Annotated in this window: 13 protein-coding genes and 1 tRNA gene; 2 read left to right on the top strand and 12 right to left on the bottom strand. The window is 60.4% G+C overall.

The features are described from left to right. Positions 1-12: 12 nt before the first annotated feature. From F6A13_RS05270 to mtnA, 12 genes are all read right to left on the bottom strand, one after another. A complete protein-coding gene (locus F6A13_RS05270; protein WP_009567461.1) occupies positions 13-318 on the bottom strand; it encodes an integration host factor subunit beta in 306 nt (101 codons plus the stop codon). 157 nt (positions 319-475) lie between these two features. Continuing rightward, positions 476-2,182: a 30S ribosomal protein S1 gene (gene rpsA / locus F6A13_RS05265; RefSeq protein ID WP_113526719.1), complete on the bottom strand. Its 1,707-nt coding sequence runs from the start codon at positions 2,180-2,182 to the stop codon at positions 476-478. A gap of 77 nt (positions 2,183-2,259) precedes the next feature. Continuing rightward, positions 2,260-2,940: a (d)CMP kinase gene (gene cmk / locus F6A13_RS05260; protein WP_113526720.1), complete on the bottom strand. Its 681-nt coding sequence runs from the start codon at positions 2,938-2,940 to the stop codon at positions 2,260-2,262. Beyond that, the gene (gene aroA, locus F6A13_RS05255) at positions 2,937-4,241 is read right to left on the bottom strand and encodes a 3-phosphoshikimate 1-carboxyvinyltransferase (protein WP_113526721.1); all 1,305 of its coding nucleotides are present in this window, start codon (positions 4,239-4,241) and stop codon (positions 2,937-2,939) included. Before aroA ends, cmk begins: the two co-directional genes overlap by 4 nt. Positions 4,242-4,243: 2 nt before the next feature. After that, positions 4,244-5,137: a prephenate dehydrogenase gene (locus tag F6A13_RS05250; protein ID WP_225981971.1), complete on the bottom strand. Its 894-nt coding sequence runs from the start codon at positions 5,135-5,137 to the stop codon at positions 4,244-4,246. Continuing rightward, positions 5,121-6,137, bottom strand: coding sequence for a 3-deoxy-7-phosphoheptulonate synthase (gene aroF, locus F6A13_RS05245; protein ID WP_113526723.1), 1,017 nt, complete (start codon positions 6,135-6,137; stop codon positions 5,121-5,123). The genes F6A13_RS05250 and aroF overlap by 17 nt, the downstream gene beginning before the upstream one ends. Positions 6,138-6,141: 4 nt before the next feature. Then, entirely contained in the window at positions 6,142-7,239 is a 1,098-nt protein-coding gene (gene hisC, locus F6A13_RS05240) for a histidinol-phosphate transaminase (RefSeq protein ID WP_113526724.1), read from the bottom strand. A gap of 1 nt (position 7,240) precedes the next feature. Then, complete coding sequence (pheA, locus tag F6A13_RS05235; RefSeq protein WP_151528119.1) at positions 7,241-8,317, bottom strand: prephenate dehydratase; 1,077 nt, start codon at positions 8,315-8,317, stop codon at positions 7,241-7,243. Next, positions 8,314-9,897 (bottom strand): phosphoglycerate dehydrogenase, encoded by a 1,584-nt coding sequence (gene serA / locus F6A13_RS05230; protein ID WP_113526726.1) that lies wholly within the window; start codon positions 9,895-9,897, stop codon positions 8,314-8,316. The genes pheA and serA overlap by 4 nt, the downstream gene beginning before the upstream one ends. An 11-nt stretch (positions 9,898-9,908) precedes the next feature. Continuing rightward, positions 9,909-10,997: a 3-phosphoserine/phosphohydroxythreonine transaminase gene (gene serC, locus F6A13_RS05225; RefSeq protein ID WP_113526727.1), complete on the bottom strand. Its 1,089-nt coding sequence runs from the start codon at positions 10,995-10,997 to the stop codon at positions 9,909-9,911. 7 nt (positions 10,998-11,004) lie between these two features. Continuing rightward, positions 11,005-13,542: a DNA gyrase subunit A gene (gyrA, locus tag F6A13_RS05220; protein WP_113526728.1), complete on the bottom strand. Its 2,538-nt coding sequence runs from the start codon at positions 13,540-13,542 to the stop codon at positions 11,005-11,007. 56 nt (positions 13,543-13,598) lie between these two features. Beyond that, positions 13,599-14,651 carry an S-methyl-5-thioribose-1-phosphate isomerase gene (gene mtnA / locus F6A13_RS05215; protein ID WP_113526729.1) on the bottom strand — a complete coding sequence of 351 codons (1,053 nt, stop codon included), beginning with the start codon at positions 14,649-14,651 and terminating at the stop codon, positions 13,599-13,601. Between the two features lie 153 nt (positions 14,652-14,804). On the opposite strand from mtnA, the gene F6A13_RS05210 reads away from it, so the two are divergent. After that, the gene (locus F6A13_RS05210) at positions 14,805-16,028 is read left to right on the top strand and encodes a class I SAM-dependent rRNA methyltransferase (RefSeq protein ID WP_113526730.1); all 1,224 of its coding nucleotides are present in this window, start codon (positions 14,805-14,807) and stop codon (positions 16,026-16,028) included. A 58-nt stretch (positions 16,029-16,086) separates the two neighbouring features. Beyond that, a tRNA-Thr gene (locus F6A13_RS05205) sits at positions 16,087-16,162 on the top strand. Positions 16,163-16,188: the final 26 nt, after the last annotated feature.

Below are 16,188 nucleotides of genomic sequence, written 5' to 3'. Positions count from 1 at the left end.
CCGAACCGTCAATTAAGCCTTGCCACCCGCAACCGCTTCCGGGTAATCAACCTGCTCACGGAGCTCCTTGCCAGGTTTGAAATGCGGAACCCGCTTTTCAGGCACCAGAACCGGCTCTCCCGTTTTCGGATTACGCCCCTGCTTGGCAGGGCGCACATGCATGGAAAAACTTCCAAAACCACGAATTTCAATACGTTCCCCTTCAGCCAGCGCATCACTCAGATAATCGAGCATCTGGCGGGTGGCCATTTCAATATCACGAACACTCAAGTGCGGATATTGTGCGCTGATGTTTTTGATCAATTCTGATTTAGTCATGGTTTATTAGCTTCTTACAAAGAATGGTGAATTGACAGGACATCATAAAATCAAAAAGGCAAGCGGCAGGTTAACGCTTCAGAAAAGCCTTTCCCTGACGCCACCTCAATTACCCCATATTCCCGATCAGCACATGATCGGAAGAGAAGATTTGTGCTTAACTTTCCTCTTCCTGCTTACGCTTGAGCTGTTCTTTGATCAGGTCGCCCAGACTGGTGGTGCCCGTCGCCGCACTACGCGCATATTGCTGTACCGCTGCTGTTTGCTCTTCCTGGGAAACGGCGGCTTCCCGAGCCTTGGTGCTGAGCGTCAGAGTACGGTTCTTGCGGTCCACCATTGCAATGCTGACTTCGATCTTATCCCCGGCTGACAAGGTCACGCCACGCGCCAGTTCACGATGGGGCAGGAATCCTTCCACGCCCTCGCCAAGCCGAATCTCGGCACCACGGCTGTCCACTGAAATCACCTCACCCTCCACCAGGGCACCCTTTTCATTGGCCACCACAAACTGAATGAACGGATCGGTTTCCATCTGCTTGACGCCGAGACTGATACGCTCCCGCTCCGGATCAATGCTGAGGACCACCGCATCCAGAGTATCACCCTTCTTGAAGTCCCGTACCGCTTCTTCGCCGGCACGATCCCAGGCAAGATCGGAAAGATGGATCAGGCCGTCGATACCACCATCCAGACCGACGAACACACCGAAGTCGGTAATACTCTTGATCTGACCGGAGACACGATCGCCCTTCTGGAAGTTCTGCGCGAAGTCGTCCCACGGATTGGGCAGGCACTGCTTGATACCCAGCGAAATGCGGCGACGCTCTTCGTCGATATCGAGGATCATCACTTCGACTTCCTGGCCGACATGCAGGGCCTTGGCCGGATTGATGTTCTTGTTGGTCCAGTCGATTTCGGAGACATGCACCAAACCTTCGACGCCTTCCTCGATCTCGACGAACGCGCCGTAATCCGTAACGTTGGTGACCTTACCGAAAATTCGGGTGGCCTCCGGATAACGGCGGGCAATATCACGCCAGGGGTCTTCACCCAGCTGCTTCATACCGAGAGAGATACGGCCACGCTCGCGGTCGAACTTCAGGACCAGGACACGCACTTCACCGCCCACGGTGACCACTTCGCTGGGATGCTTGACCCGGCGCCAGCCCATATCGGTGATATGCAGCAGGCCGTCGATACCACCGAGGTCGATAAACGCGCCGTAATCGGTGAGGTTCTTGACCACGCCTTCGAGAATCGCGCCTTCCTGAATGCTTTCCAGCAGCGCGCCGCGTTCCACGCTCTGTTCCTGCTCGACCACCGCACGGCGGGAGACCACCACATTGTTACGCTTGCGGTCCAGCTTGATGATCTTCATCTCGAGGTCTTTGCCTTCGAGATACGCCACATCCCGTACCGGGCGCACGTCGACCAGAGAGCCGGGCAGGAAGGCACGCACACCGTCGATACTGACAGTGAAACCACCTTTCACCTTGCCGGTGAGGAAGCCATGCACCACGGCGTTGTCGTTGAAGGACTTCTCCAGGTCGACCCAGGTCTTGGCGCGGCGAGCTTTTTCACGGGAGAGACGGGTTTCGCCCATACCGTCTTCCACCAGCTCCAGACAGACCTCTACGGAGTCCCCGACTTTCACCTCTATTTCGCCTTCCGCATTGCGGAACTGCTCGGCGGGAATCGGTCCTTCCGACTTGAGGCCCACGTCGACGACGACAAAGTCGTTATCGACGCGGGTCACGATGCCGGTGAGCAACTCGCCGGGCTTGAGGCCCTGGGTGCTCTGGCTTTCTTCAAACATTTCGGCAAAACTGGGTTCAACAAGCGTTTCAGCGTTAGGGGTGGTCATAAATTTCAGTAGGCCTCATTTACCGGGCACGCCATGGGCGCCCCTTGAATCACTGCTCGATGCCATAAATGGCGGTTTTAATTTTCCTGAAAAGCAGATCGAACCCAGCTTTGCAGGACCCTGTATGTGTCGGAAACGCTTTGTTCGCTGGTATCCAGGATCTTTGCATCGGGCGCGGGCCGGAGCGGTGCCACGCTGCGCTGCTGGTCCCGGGCATCGCGTTCCGCAATTTCCGCCACAACTGTGGCGAGACTAGCACTAATACCCTGTTCCATCAACTGATTCAGACGGCGCTTACCGCGTTCTTCGGCGCTGGCGGTAAGAAACACCTTGAGCGGTGCGTCCGGAAAAACCACCGTCCCCATATCGCGGCCATCGGCCACCAGTCCCGGTGCCCGGCGAAAATCCCGCTGGCGTTGCAACAAGGCCGCACGAACCGCAGGAATTGCCGCAATCCGTGAGGTCAGCGCGCTGACTTCAGGGGTGCGGATTTCCGCATCCACAACTTCCCCTCCGAGTAGCACATGGGTTTCGTCGGCGACGCCCCGAAAACCCAGCGGCAAGGTGCGCGCCAGCCCGGACAGGGCTGCTTCGTTATCTGCATCCAGTCCGGCACGTTGCGCCGCCAGCGCCAGTGCGCGGTATATAGCGCCGCTGTCCAGCAGATGCCAACCCAGATCATGGGCCAAGAGACGACCCAGCGTGCCCTTACCGACCCCGCCGGGACCATCCAGGGTGATGACGGGGACGATGTTCATGCGCTTACCACCTCCAGCAGCAGCCCCGCCTGCTGCGCCAGCGCGGGAAAACTCGGAAAAGACGTCGCCACATTGGCGCAGTCCAGAATTTCCACATCCCCCTGCGCCACCAGTGCGGCCATAGCAAAGGCCATCGCAATACGATGATCCCCATGACTGTCCACCCGACCGCCCAGCAGCGCTGATCCGCTGATCATGGCGCCATCCACACGCTCTTCTACCGTAACACCCAGCGCGCGCAGCCCACCAGCCATTACCGCGATGCGGTCACTTTCCTTGACACGGAGTTCCTCGGCACCGGTAATCACCGTCTGCCCCTTCGCACACGCCGCCGCTATGAACAGCGCGGGGAACTCATCAATCGCCAGGGGTACCAGACGGGGCGGGATAGCGATGCCTTGCAATGGTGCATGGCGAACGCGGATATCAGCGACGGGCTCACCGCCCACTTCACGCAAGGCCGTCAGATCGATCCGGGCACCCATGCGGGTGAGGATTTCGATGATACCGGTCCGGGTCGGATTGATGCCAATTCCTTCCAGGGTGAGATCGGAGCCCGGCGCGATGGTGGCGCCGAGCAGGAAGAACGCGGCCGACGAAATATCGCCCGGCACCTGCAGCGCCTGCCCGCGCAACCGACCACCGCCGCGCAGGCAGGCGCGCGGGCCCTGACGCTCCACCGGTTGGCCGAAACCTTGCAACATCCGCTCGCTGTGATCGCGCGTAGGTGCGGGCTCGGTCACGCAGGTTTGTCCGTCGGCATACAGTCCCGCCAACAACACGGCGGATTTGACCTGGGCGCTCGCCACTGGCAGGGCATAGTCGATGCCGTGCAGGGGTCGCCCATGAATATGTAAAGGTGCCCTGCCATCCTCCTGGGCGGTGATTTCCGCGCCCATGGCACGCAACGGGTTCAAAATGCGGCCCATGGGCCGCTTCTGCAAACTGGCGTCGCCAACCAGAGTGCTGGGAAAAGACTGTCCGGCCAGCACTCCCGCCAACAGACGCATGGCGGTACCGGAATTCCCGCAATCCAGAGGAACAACCGGCGCGCGCAGCCCCTGCAGGCCAGCCCCATGAATGCGCAGATGCCCTTTATCCGGGCCTTCCATCTGCACCCCCATGCTGCGAAAAGCGGCGATGGTGGCCAGCACATCGGCGCCCTCCAGCAGCCCCTCCACTTCCGTGACACCTTCAGCAAGCGCCCCAAGAATGACCGCACGGTGGGAAATGGACTTGTCTCCCGGGACCGGGAAACGGCCGACAAGCCGACTGCCTGGACGAATGAGGTATCGAGTCATGATTAGTAGGTTAGCGGAGGAAATTGAAACTGTTGGCGGCAGGCGCGGCCCTGTTCCAGAAAAGCTTTCAGGGTGCGTGTGTCGTCCCCTGCGAGCATCTGCCGGACAGAGTCGAGATTTTCCTGCAACACCTTCAGATGCTGTACGACGGCCGATCGATTCTCCGCGAGAATGGCGGTCCAGAGATCGGGGTCAGAGGCCGCTATCCGAGAAAAATCACGCAGACCGCCGCCGGCGAGATCCCGCAGAGCGGGGACCTGATCCGCCAGGCCCGCCATGTAGGCAAAGGCCAGCAGATGAGGCAAATGGCTGGTCGCGGCAAGAGCCTGGTCATGCGCCTCCGGCGTCATTTGCGAAACGGTCGCACCGAGGTATTGCCAGAAACCGCGCACTGCGTCCAGCGCTGCGGGGGCCTGTTCCGGCAGGGGCGTCAGGATGACGCGCGCGCCCTGATAAAGATTTTTCCGCGCTGCCGCAAATCCGGTTTTTTCCCCACCCACCACGGGGTGCCCCGGGATAAAGCGATCCCCCAGCAACTGACGACCCAGTTGCGCCACCGGCGCCTTGATGCTGGCGACATCGCTGACCATCCCCGTAGCAGATATATAGCGTGCCAGTTCCGGCAACTGCCGCAGGGCGATCTGCGGAGGGGTGGCGAGCAGCACCAGGTCGGCATTTTGCAACGCCGGTTCCGGTTCGCAGGTCAGGCTGATCCGCCAATACTTTGCAGCAGAACGCAGTCGTCGAACCGCTTGCGCATCGACGACCACACCCACCAGCGATCCGGCGAAGCCCCCGCTGCGCAGGGCCTTGGCGATACTGCCGCCCATCAGACCCAGGCCGACGATGACGATTCGCTGGAAGGGGATGCCCGGCATGCTAGAGTTCGCGGCCAATGGCCTCGGCAATCCTGCGCAGATCGCCCATCAGCGTGGTGAGTTGCTCCGGACTCAGAGCCTGATCGGCATCACACCAGGCTTCTTCGGGACAGGGATGCGACTCCACCAGCAAACCATCTGCACCCGCCGCAATGGCTGCCTTGGATAATTGCGGCACGAGCCAGGCCTTGCCACCCGCGTGACTGGGATCGACGATGACCGGCAGGTGGGTCTCTCGCTTGAGAACCGGTATGGCCGTGACGTCGAGGACGTTGCGATAGGCCGTTTCAAAGGTACGGATGCCACGTTCGGCAAAAATAATCCTGTGGTTGCCGTGGGCGGCGATATATTCTGCCGCCATGAGCCATTCCTTTATGGTCGCGCTCAGGCCACGCTTGAGGATGACCGGCACGTCCAGGCGACCGACTTCCTTGAGGAGATCAAAATTCTGCATATTGCGCGTACCGATCTGGATGACGTCCACTCCTTTTTCGAGAAATAGATCAATCTTGCGGACATCCATCAATTCGGTGACGATGGGCAGACCGACTGCATCCGCGGCGGTCCGGAAATAATCCAGGCCCTCGTCGCCCACGCCCTGAAACGTGTAGGGACTGGTACGGGGTTTGAATGCCCCGCCGCGCATCAGACGGCATCCCGCCGCCTTGACCGCTTCTGCAGAACTGCGCATCTGCTCTGGCGTTTCAACCGAGCAGGGGCCTGCGATCACCTGAATCTGCCTGCCACCGATGGGGATCCCCCGCACCTCAATGACCGTATCGGTGGATTTGAACTCACGGCTGACGAGCTTGTAGGGCTTGAGAATGGGCATGACCTGTTCCACGGCGGGCAAGGATTCCAGTGCGCCGTCAGGCAGCAAGCGCTCGTCTCCCAACAGACCCACCACGGTGCGCTCAGAGCCGGTACTGACCATGGGCTGCAGACCGTACTGACGGATACGCTCCAGCAGATGCTCCATCTGCTCTGCAGTGGCTTGCGGTTTGACAATAACGATCATAGGGTTACAGGACCTCGCCCAGCATTGTAAGAAAACGTTGGTTTTCCACCGGCAGGCCGACACTGACCCGCAGATGATCCGGCATGCCGTAAGGGGTAAGCGGCCGGACGATCACCCCCCGAAGCAGCAGGGCCTCATAGACGCGCTGTCCACCTCCCGGCACGGCAAAGGCGGTAAAGTTGCCTGCAGGCGGCAGGATTGTCAATCCAAGATTGCACAATCCATCGCGGAGGGCCACGATTCCCTGACGATTATTGGCCAGGGTGGCCTGCAGATGGGCGTGATCCGTAAGCGCGGCATGCGCCGCCACCTGCGCCAACGTATTGACGTTGAAGGGCTGACGAACCCGCTCCAGTGCCGCCATCAGGTCGGGGTGGCCGATGCCGTAACCGCAACGCAGACCCGCCAGCCCATAGGCCTTGGAAAAAGTACGGGTAAGCATCAGATTGCTGAAACGCCGCAGCCACCGTCTGCCATCCGGATAGTCCGCCGCGTCCATCAGTTCCAGATAGGCTTCGTCCAGCACCACCAGCGCATGGGAAGGCACGCTGTCGATAAAGGTCTCCAGGGCTTCCGCCGTAAGATACGTACCCGTGGGATTATTGGGATTGGCGATAAAAACCAGCCGGGTATTGGCGTTGATCAGGCTGGCCATGGCATCCAGGTCATGACCGTAGTCCCGCGCCGGGGCAACCCGTACAGTCGCACCACTGGCCTGCGCGGCAATGGCATAAGCGGCAAAGGCATACTGGGAGACAATCACCTCCGTACCCGGCCCGGCAAAGGCACGCACCGCAAGCTCCATTACCTGATCGGAACCGTTGCCGAAAATAAATTGCCCAGGGTCCAGATCGAGCTGACGGGCCAGCAACGCGCGCAACTCCGGAGCCGACCCTTCGGGGTACTGCGCCAGGGCGGGCAACACCTCGCGGATGGCCGCCAGCGCCAGAGGGCTCGGACCTAACGGATTTTCATTGGAGGCCAGCTTGATGGCGTCACGGATACCCAGTTCCCGTTCCAGTTCCGCCAGGGGCTTGCCCGGCTGATAAGGACGCAGGTCGGATACACCCGCCGCCGCATATTCCAGATAGCTATTGCACATTTCAAAATACCGCCCGGGGATAACTGCCGAGACAACGACAAAAGGACGCCTGTTGCGCGAGAACATCCAGCACCGGCGCGATGGCGACATCCTGACAATGGCCCAGCAAGTCGAGATAAAAGACGTACTCCCAGATGGCCGAGCGTGCCGGCCGTGACTCGATGCGCGTCAGGCTGATGCCCGCGTCGGCCAGCGGCGACAGCAGCGCATGCAGACTCCCCGGATGATTGGCGGCGGCTACCACCAGGCTGGTCTTGTCATTCCCCGTAGGTCGCGTATGGATTTTGCCAATGATCAGAAAACGGGTGGTGTTCTCCGGGTTGTCTTCGATCCCCGCGACCAGAATGTCGAGGCCGTACGCTTCCGCGGCGAGGGTCGTGGAAATGGCGCTGCCATCGGCATCTGCCGCAGCCCGTTCCGCGGCAACCGCGTTGCTGGCCACATCCACCAATTCCGCCTGCGGCAAGTGGGTCGCGAGCCACTGACGGCACTGGGCCCTGGTCTGATAATGAACGTAGACACGGCGAACGGTGGAGATGGGCACCTTGGCCACCAGATTATGGACGATGCGTAACTGGACCTCGCCGCAGATCTGCAAAGGGTAGTCCAGGAGCAGATCCAGACTGAGATTGACGGAACCTTCAGTGCTGTTCTCCACCGGCACCACACCGAACCGGGCCTGGTCACTGTCCACCAGGCGGAAAATTTCGGCGATCCCCGCGGTGGGCTGCAGGACGGCGGCGCGCCCGAAATGCTTCTGCGCCGCGATCTGCGAAAACGTGCCGGCGGGTCCAAGATAGGCCACTTGCAGGGGTTGCTCCAGGGCCAGACCTGCAGAGATGATCTCCCGAAAAATGATGGCAACCTGTTCACTGGAAAAGGGCCCCGGGTTGTCGGCCATGACCCGACGGAGAATCTCCGACTCACGGTCAGGATGGTAAAAATTCACTTCGCCCGCAGCCTGTTTGACAGCACCGACCTGCTGCGCAAGCCGGCCCCGCTCGCCGAGCAGTTGCAGAAACTGCTGATCGACCTGATCGATGGCCTTACGCAGGGCCGCCAGTTCCGGGTTTTTCATAACCGCAACATGCGCGCAGCCAAAACTCCCGGGAGGGCGGCAACCTGCTCCAGCAACACTGCCGTCAGCGGCTGGTCGACGGCAATGAAGGAGAGCGCTGCCCCCGCCGGTTTTTCGCGGCCCAAGTGAAATTGCGCAATATTGATGCCCGCCGCGCCCAGCAACCCACCGATGCGCCCGATCAGACCGGGCTCGTCGCGATTCTGGATATAGAGCAGATCCCCCGCCAGAGGCATTTCCACGTCGATACCATCCAGTTGAACCAGACGGGCCTGATGCTCATGAACCAGGGTTCCCACCGCCACCCGCTCACCCTGATCCATACGCAGCGTCACCGCGATCCGGGCGCGCAGTTCGTCGGCTGATTCGCGTTTGCGGGTTTCGATGCCTATGCCGCGCTCCTTGGCGAGCACCGGGGCGTTGACGGCGTTGATGGTTTCCGGCAGGGAACTTTGCAGAATGCCCTTGAGAATGGCGGTGGTGAGGGCCGCCGTATTGAGCTCGGCAACTTCGCCGGCATATTCGATCACCACTTCGCGCAGCCCGGACCCTGCCAGTTGCCCCAGAACCAGTCCGAGCCGCTCTCCGAGATTGAGGTAGGGCTGCAACAGCGGCAATTCCTCCTCTCTGACGGACGGCAGATTGACCGCATTCTGGACCACGCCGCGCAACAGATAGGCACTGATCTGCTCGGCTACCTGGATGGCGACATTGACCTGTGCCTCTTCAGTGGAAGCCCCGAGGTGCGGCGTACAGATGAAGTTGTCCAGTTCCAGCAAAGGATTGTCGCCATGCACCGGCTCCTTACAGAAAACATCCAGAGCTGCGGCGCGCAAGTGCCGGGATTTCAAGGCATCGTATAGGGCTGCCTCATCCACGATGCAGCCACGTGCGGCATTCACCAGAATGGCGCCCGGCTTCATTTTGGCAAAGGTCTCGGCACGGAAAAGGTTCCGGGTAGCATCCGTCAGCGGCGTATGGACCGTTAAAAAATCGGCGCGGGCCAGCAGCGTATCCATCTCCACCAGTTCCACACCGAGATCGGCCGCACGGATTTTGGAGAGATAGGGATCGTAGGCGATGACCCGCATCCCCAGACCTTGGGCACGGGCAATCACCAGCGAACCGATATTACCCGTGCCAATGACGCCCAGGGTCTTCTGGTAGAGTTCGACCCCCTGGAAACGGGATTTTTCCCACTGCCCCGCCTTCAGGCTCATGGTGGCCTGGGGGATCATCCGTGCCGCCGCCATCATCAAGGCGATGGCATGCTCTGCGGTCGTCACCGTGTTGCCATAGGGGGTATTCATGACGATCACGCCGCGTTTGCTGGCCGCGTGGATATCGACATTGTCCACACCGATACCAGCCCGCCCCACCACCTTCAGGCGACTGGCAGCGGCGAGCACGTCGGCATCCACGTTGGTCGCCGAGCGTATCGCCAGACCATCGTACTGACCGATGATCGCGCAAAGTGCCTCTTTGCCCAGTCCGGTTTTCACCTCCACGGCGATACCACGTTCGTGAAATATTTCTACCGCGCGTGCTGACATTTTATCGGCGATCAAAACGGTCGGCATGGTGGCGCTCCTCAACCGTGCTGGCGGGCAAAGTCCCGCAGGTAGTCCGCCAAGATCTGCACGCCAGCCTCCGGCATCGCGTTGTAAATGGAGGCGCGCATACCGCCCACCGAGCGGTGTCCCTTGAGCTGGATCAAGCCATGACTCCTGGCGCCCTTGAGAAAGGCTTCATCCATGGCCGCATCCGCCAGCGTAAAAGGCACATTCATGCGTGAGCGATTGCGGGGTTCCACCGGGTTGGCATAAAACCCACGGGATTCATCGATGGCGTCATAGAGCAACCGGGCCTTTCGCGCGTTGATCTCCGCCATCTTTTCCAGGCCGCCGAGCTGTTTGAGCCACTTGAAAACCAGACCGGCGACATAGATGGCGAAGGTCGGCGGCGTATTATGCATGGATTCCTCTTTGGCATAGACGGCGTAATCCAGCATGGTGGCTGTGTTTGCCGGTGCATGGCCGATGAGGTCATCACGGACGATGACCAGGGTCAGTCCGGCGGGGCCGATATTTTTCTGCGCGCCGGCGTATATCAGACCGAAACGGCTGACATCCATGGGCTTGGAAAGAATATGGGAAGAGGCATCGCTGACCAGCGGGATATCGCCCAGATCCGGAATGAAGTCGAACTCCACGCCGCCGATGGTTTCATTCCCGGTAATGTGCACATATGCAGTATCCGGGCTGACCTGCCAGTCCGCCTGCATGGGCACGTAGCTGGCGTGACGACCCTCGTTGCTGGCGGCAATCTCCACCGCAGTAAAGCGCCGAGCTTCCGCAATCGCTTTCTTGGACCAGATTCCCGTCTGTACATAGCTGGCCTTGCCATGACCGCGCAGCAGGTTCAGCGGAACCATGGCGAATTGCAGCGTCGCTCCGCCCTGCAAAAACAAAATCTTGTAATTGGCCGGAATGTCCAGGAGATCGCGAAGATCCTGCTCAGCCTCGGCGGCGATCTTCATGAATTCAGGACCACGATGGCTCATTTCCATGACCGACATGCCGCTGCCATGCCAATCCAGGAGCTCTGCCTGAACCTGTTCCAGAACCACGTGGGGCAAAACCGCGGGACCAGCGCTAAAATTGAAAATGGTTTGATTCATAGTACATTTACTGGGGCAGATCGGTCTGCTCCCCCTCCTCTTCGTCCGTATCGGCAATCAATGCCAGTCCCGCGAGTTGTTCACCCTCGCCCAGATTAATCAAACGCACCCCCTGCGCATTCCGGCCGGTACGGCGGATGCTGTTCACCGCGATACGAATCAGGGTGCCGTGGTCGGAGACCAGCATCAACTCATCCCGCTCCGTTACCGCCAGCGCGCCGACCACGTCGCCATTACGCTCGTTGGTCTGGATGGCAATGACGCCCTTCCCGCCCCGGTTGGTGCGGCGGTATTCGTCCACTTTCGTCAATTTACCGTAACCATTGGCCGTAGTGGTAAGGATCACCTGACTGGAGTCCACCCACTGTGCCGAAATCACCCGGTCATTCTCTTCCAGACTGATGCCGCGCACGCCCCGGGCATTGCGACCCATGGCCCGAACCTTCGCCTCGGGGAAGCGCACCGCCATGCCATGCCGAGTAAAGAGCATGAACTCGCGCTGCCCGTCGGAGAGGCCAACGGCGACCAGACGATCACCGGGATCAAGGTTGATGGCATTGATCCCCTGGCTGCGCGGGCGGGAATACTCCATGACCGGTGTCTTTTTGACAACACCCAGGGAGGTAACCATGCAGACAAACTGGCCCTCGGTAAAGTCACGCACCGGCAACACGGCGGTGATGCGCTCCGTGGGCGCCAGCGACAGCAGGTTGACGATGGGCTTGCCCTTGGCGCCACGGCCTGCCTGCGGCAACTGATACACCTTTTGCCAGAAGACTTTACCGAGATTGCTGAAGAACAAACAATAGGCATGGGTCGAAGCGCAGAACATACGTTCGACAAAGTCTTCTTCTTTGGTGGTAGTGGCCATCTTGCCCTTGCCGCCCCGTCTCTGGGCATTGAAGACCGTCACCGGCTGCGCCTTGATATAACCGGCGTGGGTGAAGGTCACCACCATTTCCTCTTCGGTAATCAGATCTTCCGTCGAAATATCACCGGTATCCGCCACGATCTCGCTGCGCCGGGCATCCCCGTACTGATCGCGGATGGCCACCAGCTCTTCGCGGATGACCTCCATGAGCCGGGTCTTCGAGCCGAGAATCTCCAGCAGCTCGCGGATGCGATCTAGCAAGGCCAGATATTCATCGCGGATTTTGTCCTGCTCCAGCCCCGTCAGACGGTGCAAACGCAAATCGAGAATGGCCTGGGCCTGCAATTCGGACAGGTGATATCCGTCCGCGTGCATCCCCTCCGAGGGTTCGCCACGTTCGACCAGCAGCGCCGCGACCATGCCCGGCTCCCAGGACTTCGCCAGCATCTGCGCCTTGGCTTCCGCCGGGCTGGCCGCCGCCCGGATCAGGCTGATGAGCGGGTCCAGATTGACCAGAGCCACCGCCAAGCCTTCCAGGATATGGGCGCGATCGCGTGCCTTCTTCAGCTCGAAGACGGTGCGCCGAGTGACCACCTCGCGGCGATGCTGGATGAAGGCCTGCAGCAGATCGCGCAGACCGAGGGTCCGCGGTGCCCCGTCCAGCAGCGCCACCATATTGATATTGAACACGCTCTGCATAACCGTGTGCTGGTAAAGATTATTCAGCACCACGTCGGCATTGGCATCCCGCTTGAGTTCAATGGCGATACGCATACCCGATTTGTCGGACTCGTCGCGCAGGTCACTGATGCCTTCCAGACGCTTTTCCTTGACCATCTCGGCGATGCGCTCGATGAGTTTGGCCTTGTTCACCTGATAGGGCAATTCGGTGACGATGATGCTCTGCCGGTTGGATTTTTTGTCCGTCTCGAACTCACAGCGCGCGCGCATGACCACGCGGCCCCGACCAGTGCGGTAGGCTTCGATACTGCCGGCACGGCCATGAATGAAGCCCGCCGTCGGGAAATCCGGCGCCGGGACCAAGGTAAACAGGTCTTCATCCGGAGTCTCTGGATCATCCACCAGCGCCAGACAGGCATTGATCACTTCCGTCAGATTGTGGGGCGGGATATTGGTCGCCATACCGACCGCGATGCCCGCCGAGCCATTGATCAGCAGATTGGGGATACGCGCTGGCATGACCAGCGGTTCCATCTCCTTTTCATCGTAGTTGGGGCCGAAATCAACGGTCTCCTTTTCCAGATCCGCCAGCATCTCGTGGGCAATGCGGGACATGCGCACTTCGGTGTAGCGCATGGCGGCGGGGCTGTCGCCATCCACCGAACCAAAGTTACCCTGCCCGTCGATGAGCGGGTAGCGCATGGAAAAGTCCTGCGCCATCCGCACCATCGTGTCATAGACGGCGGTGTCGCCGTGGGGATGGTATTTACCGATGACATCACCGACGACACGCGCCGACTTCTTATAGGGTTTGTTCCAGTCGTTGCTCATCTCGTGCATGGCGAAGAGCACACGACGATGCACTGGCTTGAGGCCGTCGCGGGCGTCCGGCAGGGCACGACCGACGATCACGCTCATGGCGTAATCGAGGTAGGACTGGCGCATCTCCTTTTCGAGACTGACAGGAATGGTTTCTTTGGCGAATTCGATCATGTGGAGACTGAGTACCCCTGATTATTTTTTCAACACGGCATTATGCCACAGCGGGGCTAAGCCTGCATGTGGCCAGCGGCCAGCGCCTGGAGCGCCACCGGAAACCCCGGGCGCGCCACGCCGCGCTCGGTGATAATGGCGGTGATCAGGCTGGCGGGGGTGACATCAAAAGCCGGATTGCGCACTTCGACGCCTTCGGGTGCCACCGCATGGCCCGCACACTGCCGTACCTCGGCGGCGGGGCGCTCTTCGATGACGATGCCGCCGCCATCGGGCATGGCGAAATCCACCGTACTCAAAGGCGCCGCGACATAAAAAGGAATCTGATGATATTGCGCCAGTACGGCGAGGCTGTAGGTGCCAATTTTGTTTGCCGCGTCGCCATTGGCGGCAATGCGGTCGGCACCAACGATCACCGCATGGATCAGACCCTGCTGCATCAGATAGGCCGCGGCGCTGTCGGCATGGAGATGGAAGGGAATACCGTCCTTCTGCAACTCCCAGGCGGTGAGGCGCGCGCCCTGCAGCCAGGGCCTGGTCTCATCAGCATAGATATGGAGCTGCTTACCCGCGGAAATCCCTGCACGAATCACGCCCAGTGCCGTGCCGTATCCGCCGGTCGCCAGACTGCCCGTATTGCAATGGGTGAGGATACCGCCCTCCGCCGGCAAGAGCTCCGCACCATAACGGCCCATACGCTGGTTATCGGCGATGTCATCGCGGAGCAGGTCATGAGCGGCCTGTAAAAGCGCGGCAACGGCCTGCCCCGCGGTAGACGCCGATTGCGCCAATGCCAGTTGTCGGTCTGTCGCCCAGGCGAGATTCACCGCGGTCGGTCGTGCCGCCTTGATCTCGTCGGCGGCACTCAGCAGGCGTGCCTGCCAGTCCGCATGTGTGCTCGCCTCGCGCACGGCCAGCGCCATGGCATAAGCGGCGGTAATGCCGATTGCCGGGGCGCCGCGCACCACCATCCGCCGAATCGCTACCGCCACCGCGCGATAATCACTGAGCTTCAACCAGGTTTCCTGCTGCGGCAACAGCCTTTGATCGAGAAGGCAGAGCTGACCCTCCTCCCAACGGATGGCACGAATTTGGTCGGCACTGGACACACATCCTCCTCGGCAAGATACCAGGTCAGTCGGGAGCGGAACACCGCGGTATGGTGTGCTCAATATACGGGCAGTTGAAAAGCCTGTAAAATGCGCCGGAACGTCCGACCCCATGCTTCCGGGGCACTCCCGCTTTCACCATCAGGTCCACTCATGTCTTCTGCCAGCCCATACCCCATTCTTCGCCTGCGTGCCAAGGAGGATCGCCGCCTCCGCGCCGGTCATCTATGGGTCTACAGCAACGAAATCGACGTCCAGAAAACTCCCCTCACCGCCGTCACTCCAGGCAGCGTCTGCCGGATGGAAGACGCCCAGGGCAAGGCCCTGGGGCTCGCCCACGTCAATCCTCATACCCTGCTCTGTGCGCGCCTGTTGAGCCGTGACCCGCATGTCAGCATCGACGAGGACTTTTATCGCACCCGCTTGCAGCAGGCTTTGCTGATGCGGGAGCGTCTGTTCACTGCGCCTTTTTACCGCCTGGTGCATGGTGAAGGCGATGGTTTGCCGGGCCTGATTATCGACCGCTATGAGGACCATCTGGTGCTGCAGGCGGGTAGTCTCGGCATGGATCGCGATTTGCCCTTGATCACGGCGGCGTTGCAGGGTCTGCTGCGCCCGGCGGGCATTTTGCTGAAGGCCAGCGGCGCGGCGCGGCGACTGGAAGGGTTGGAAGACCGCATCGAAGTCCTTTTCGGGCATATCCCGGAGCGGCTGGAGGTTTGGGAAAACGACTGCCTGTTCCAGGTTGACCCGCGCGGCGGGCAAAAAACCGGCTGGTTTTATGACCATCGCGCCAATCGACGCCGCTTGCGGGACTTTGCCCAGGGGCGCCGGGTGCTGGACTGCTTTGCCTATCTCGGCGGCTTTGCCATCCCCTTGGCCAAGGCCGGGGCAAGTGCCGTCACCGCTGTAGACAGTTCGGCACCGGCCCTGGCGATCCTCGAAGAAAACGCCCGACGCAACGAGGTTGAGGGCTTGCGCAGCATTCACGGCGATGCCATGGAGACGCTGCATAATTTGCGCGACCGTGGTGAGCAGTTCGATCTCATCGTCCTGGATCCCCCGGCCCTGATCAAATCGAAGAAGGATTTCAAGGAAGGCAGCATCGCCTATCGCCGTTTCAACGACATGGCCATGCGCCTGCTGACCCCCGGCGGCATCCTGTTCTCGGCATCCTGCTCGCATCACCTGAGCCGGGAAACGCTGCTCAGCCAGATCGCTTTTGCCGCCCAGCGTGGGGACTACCAGATCATCGGCGAAGGCAGTCAGGATATGGATCACCCCGTTCACCCGGCGGTGCCGGAAAGCAACTACCTCAAGGGCTTCTTCATCCACCGTCGGGAAGAGTTACCCGAAGAGGCGGAAAAGACCGCCTGATCACCAAGCGCGGTGGATTCTTGTCGCCATGCCCGGTGACAGGTACAATCGCGCCCACGCCGGCGTAGCTCAGTTGGTAGAGCAACCGATTCGTAATCGGTAGGTCGGAGGTTCGACTCCTCTTGCCGGCACCATTAAAAACAAGCACCTGGCTTAACAT

Source organism: Acidithiobacillus sp. 'AMD consortium', from assembly GCF_008926505.1.
Lineage (GTDB): Bacteria > Pseudomonadota > Gammaproteobacteria > Acidithiobacillales > Acidithiobacillaceae > Acidithiobacillus > Acidithiobacillus ferridurans.
The sequence above is the reverse complement of the archived record's forward strand: the minus strand, read 5'-3'. Positions and strand labels throughout refer to the sequence as shown.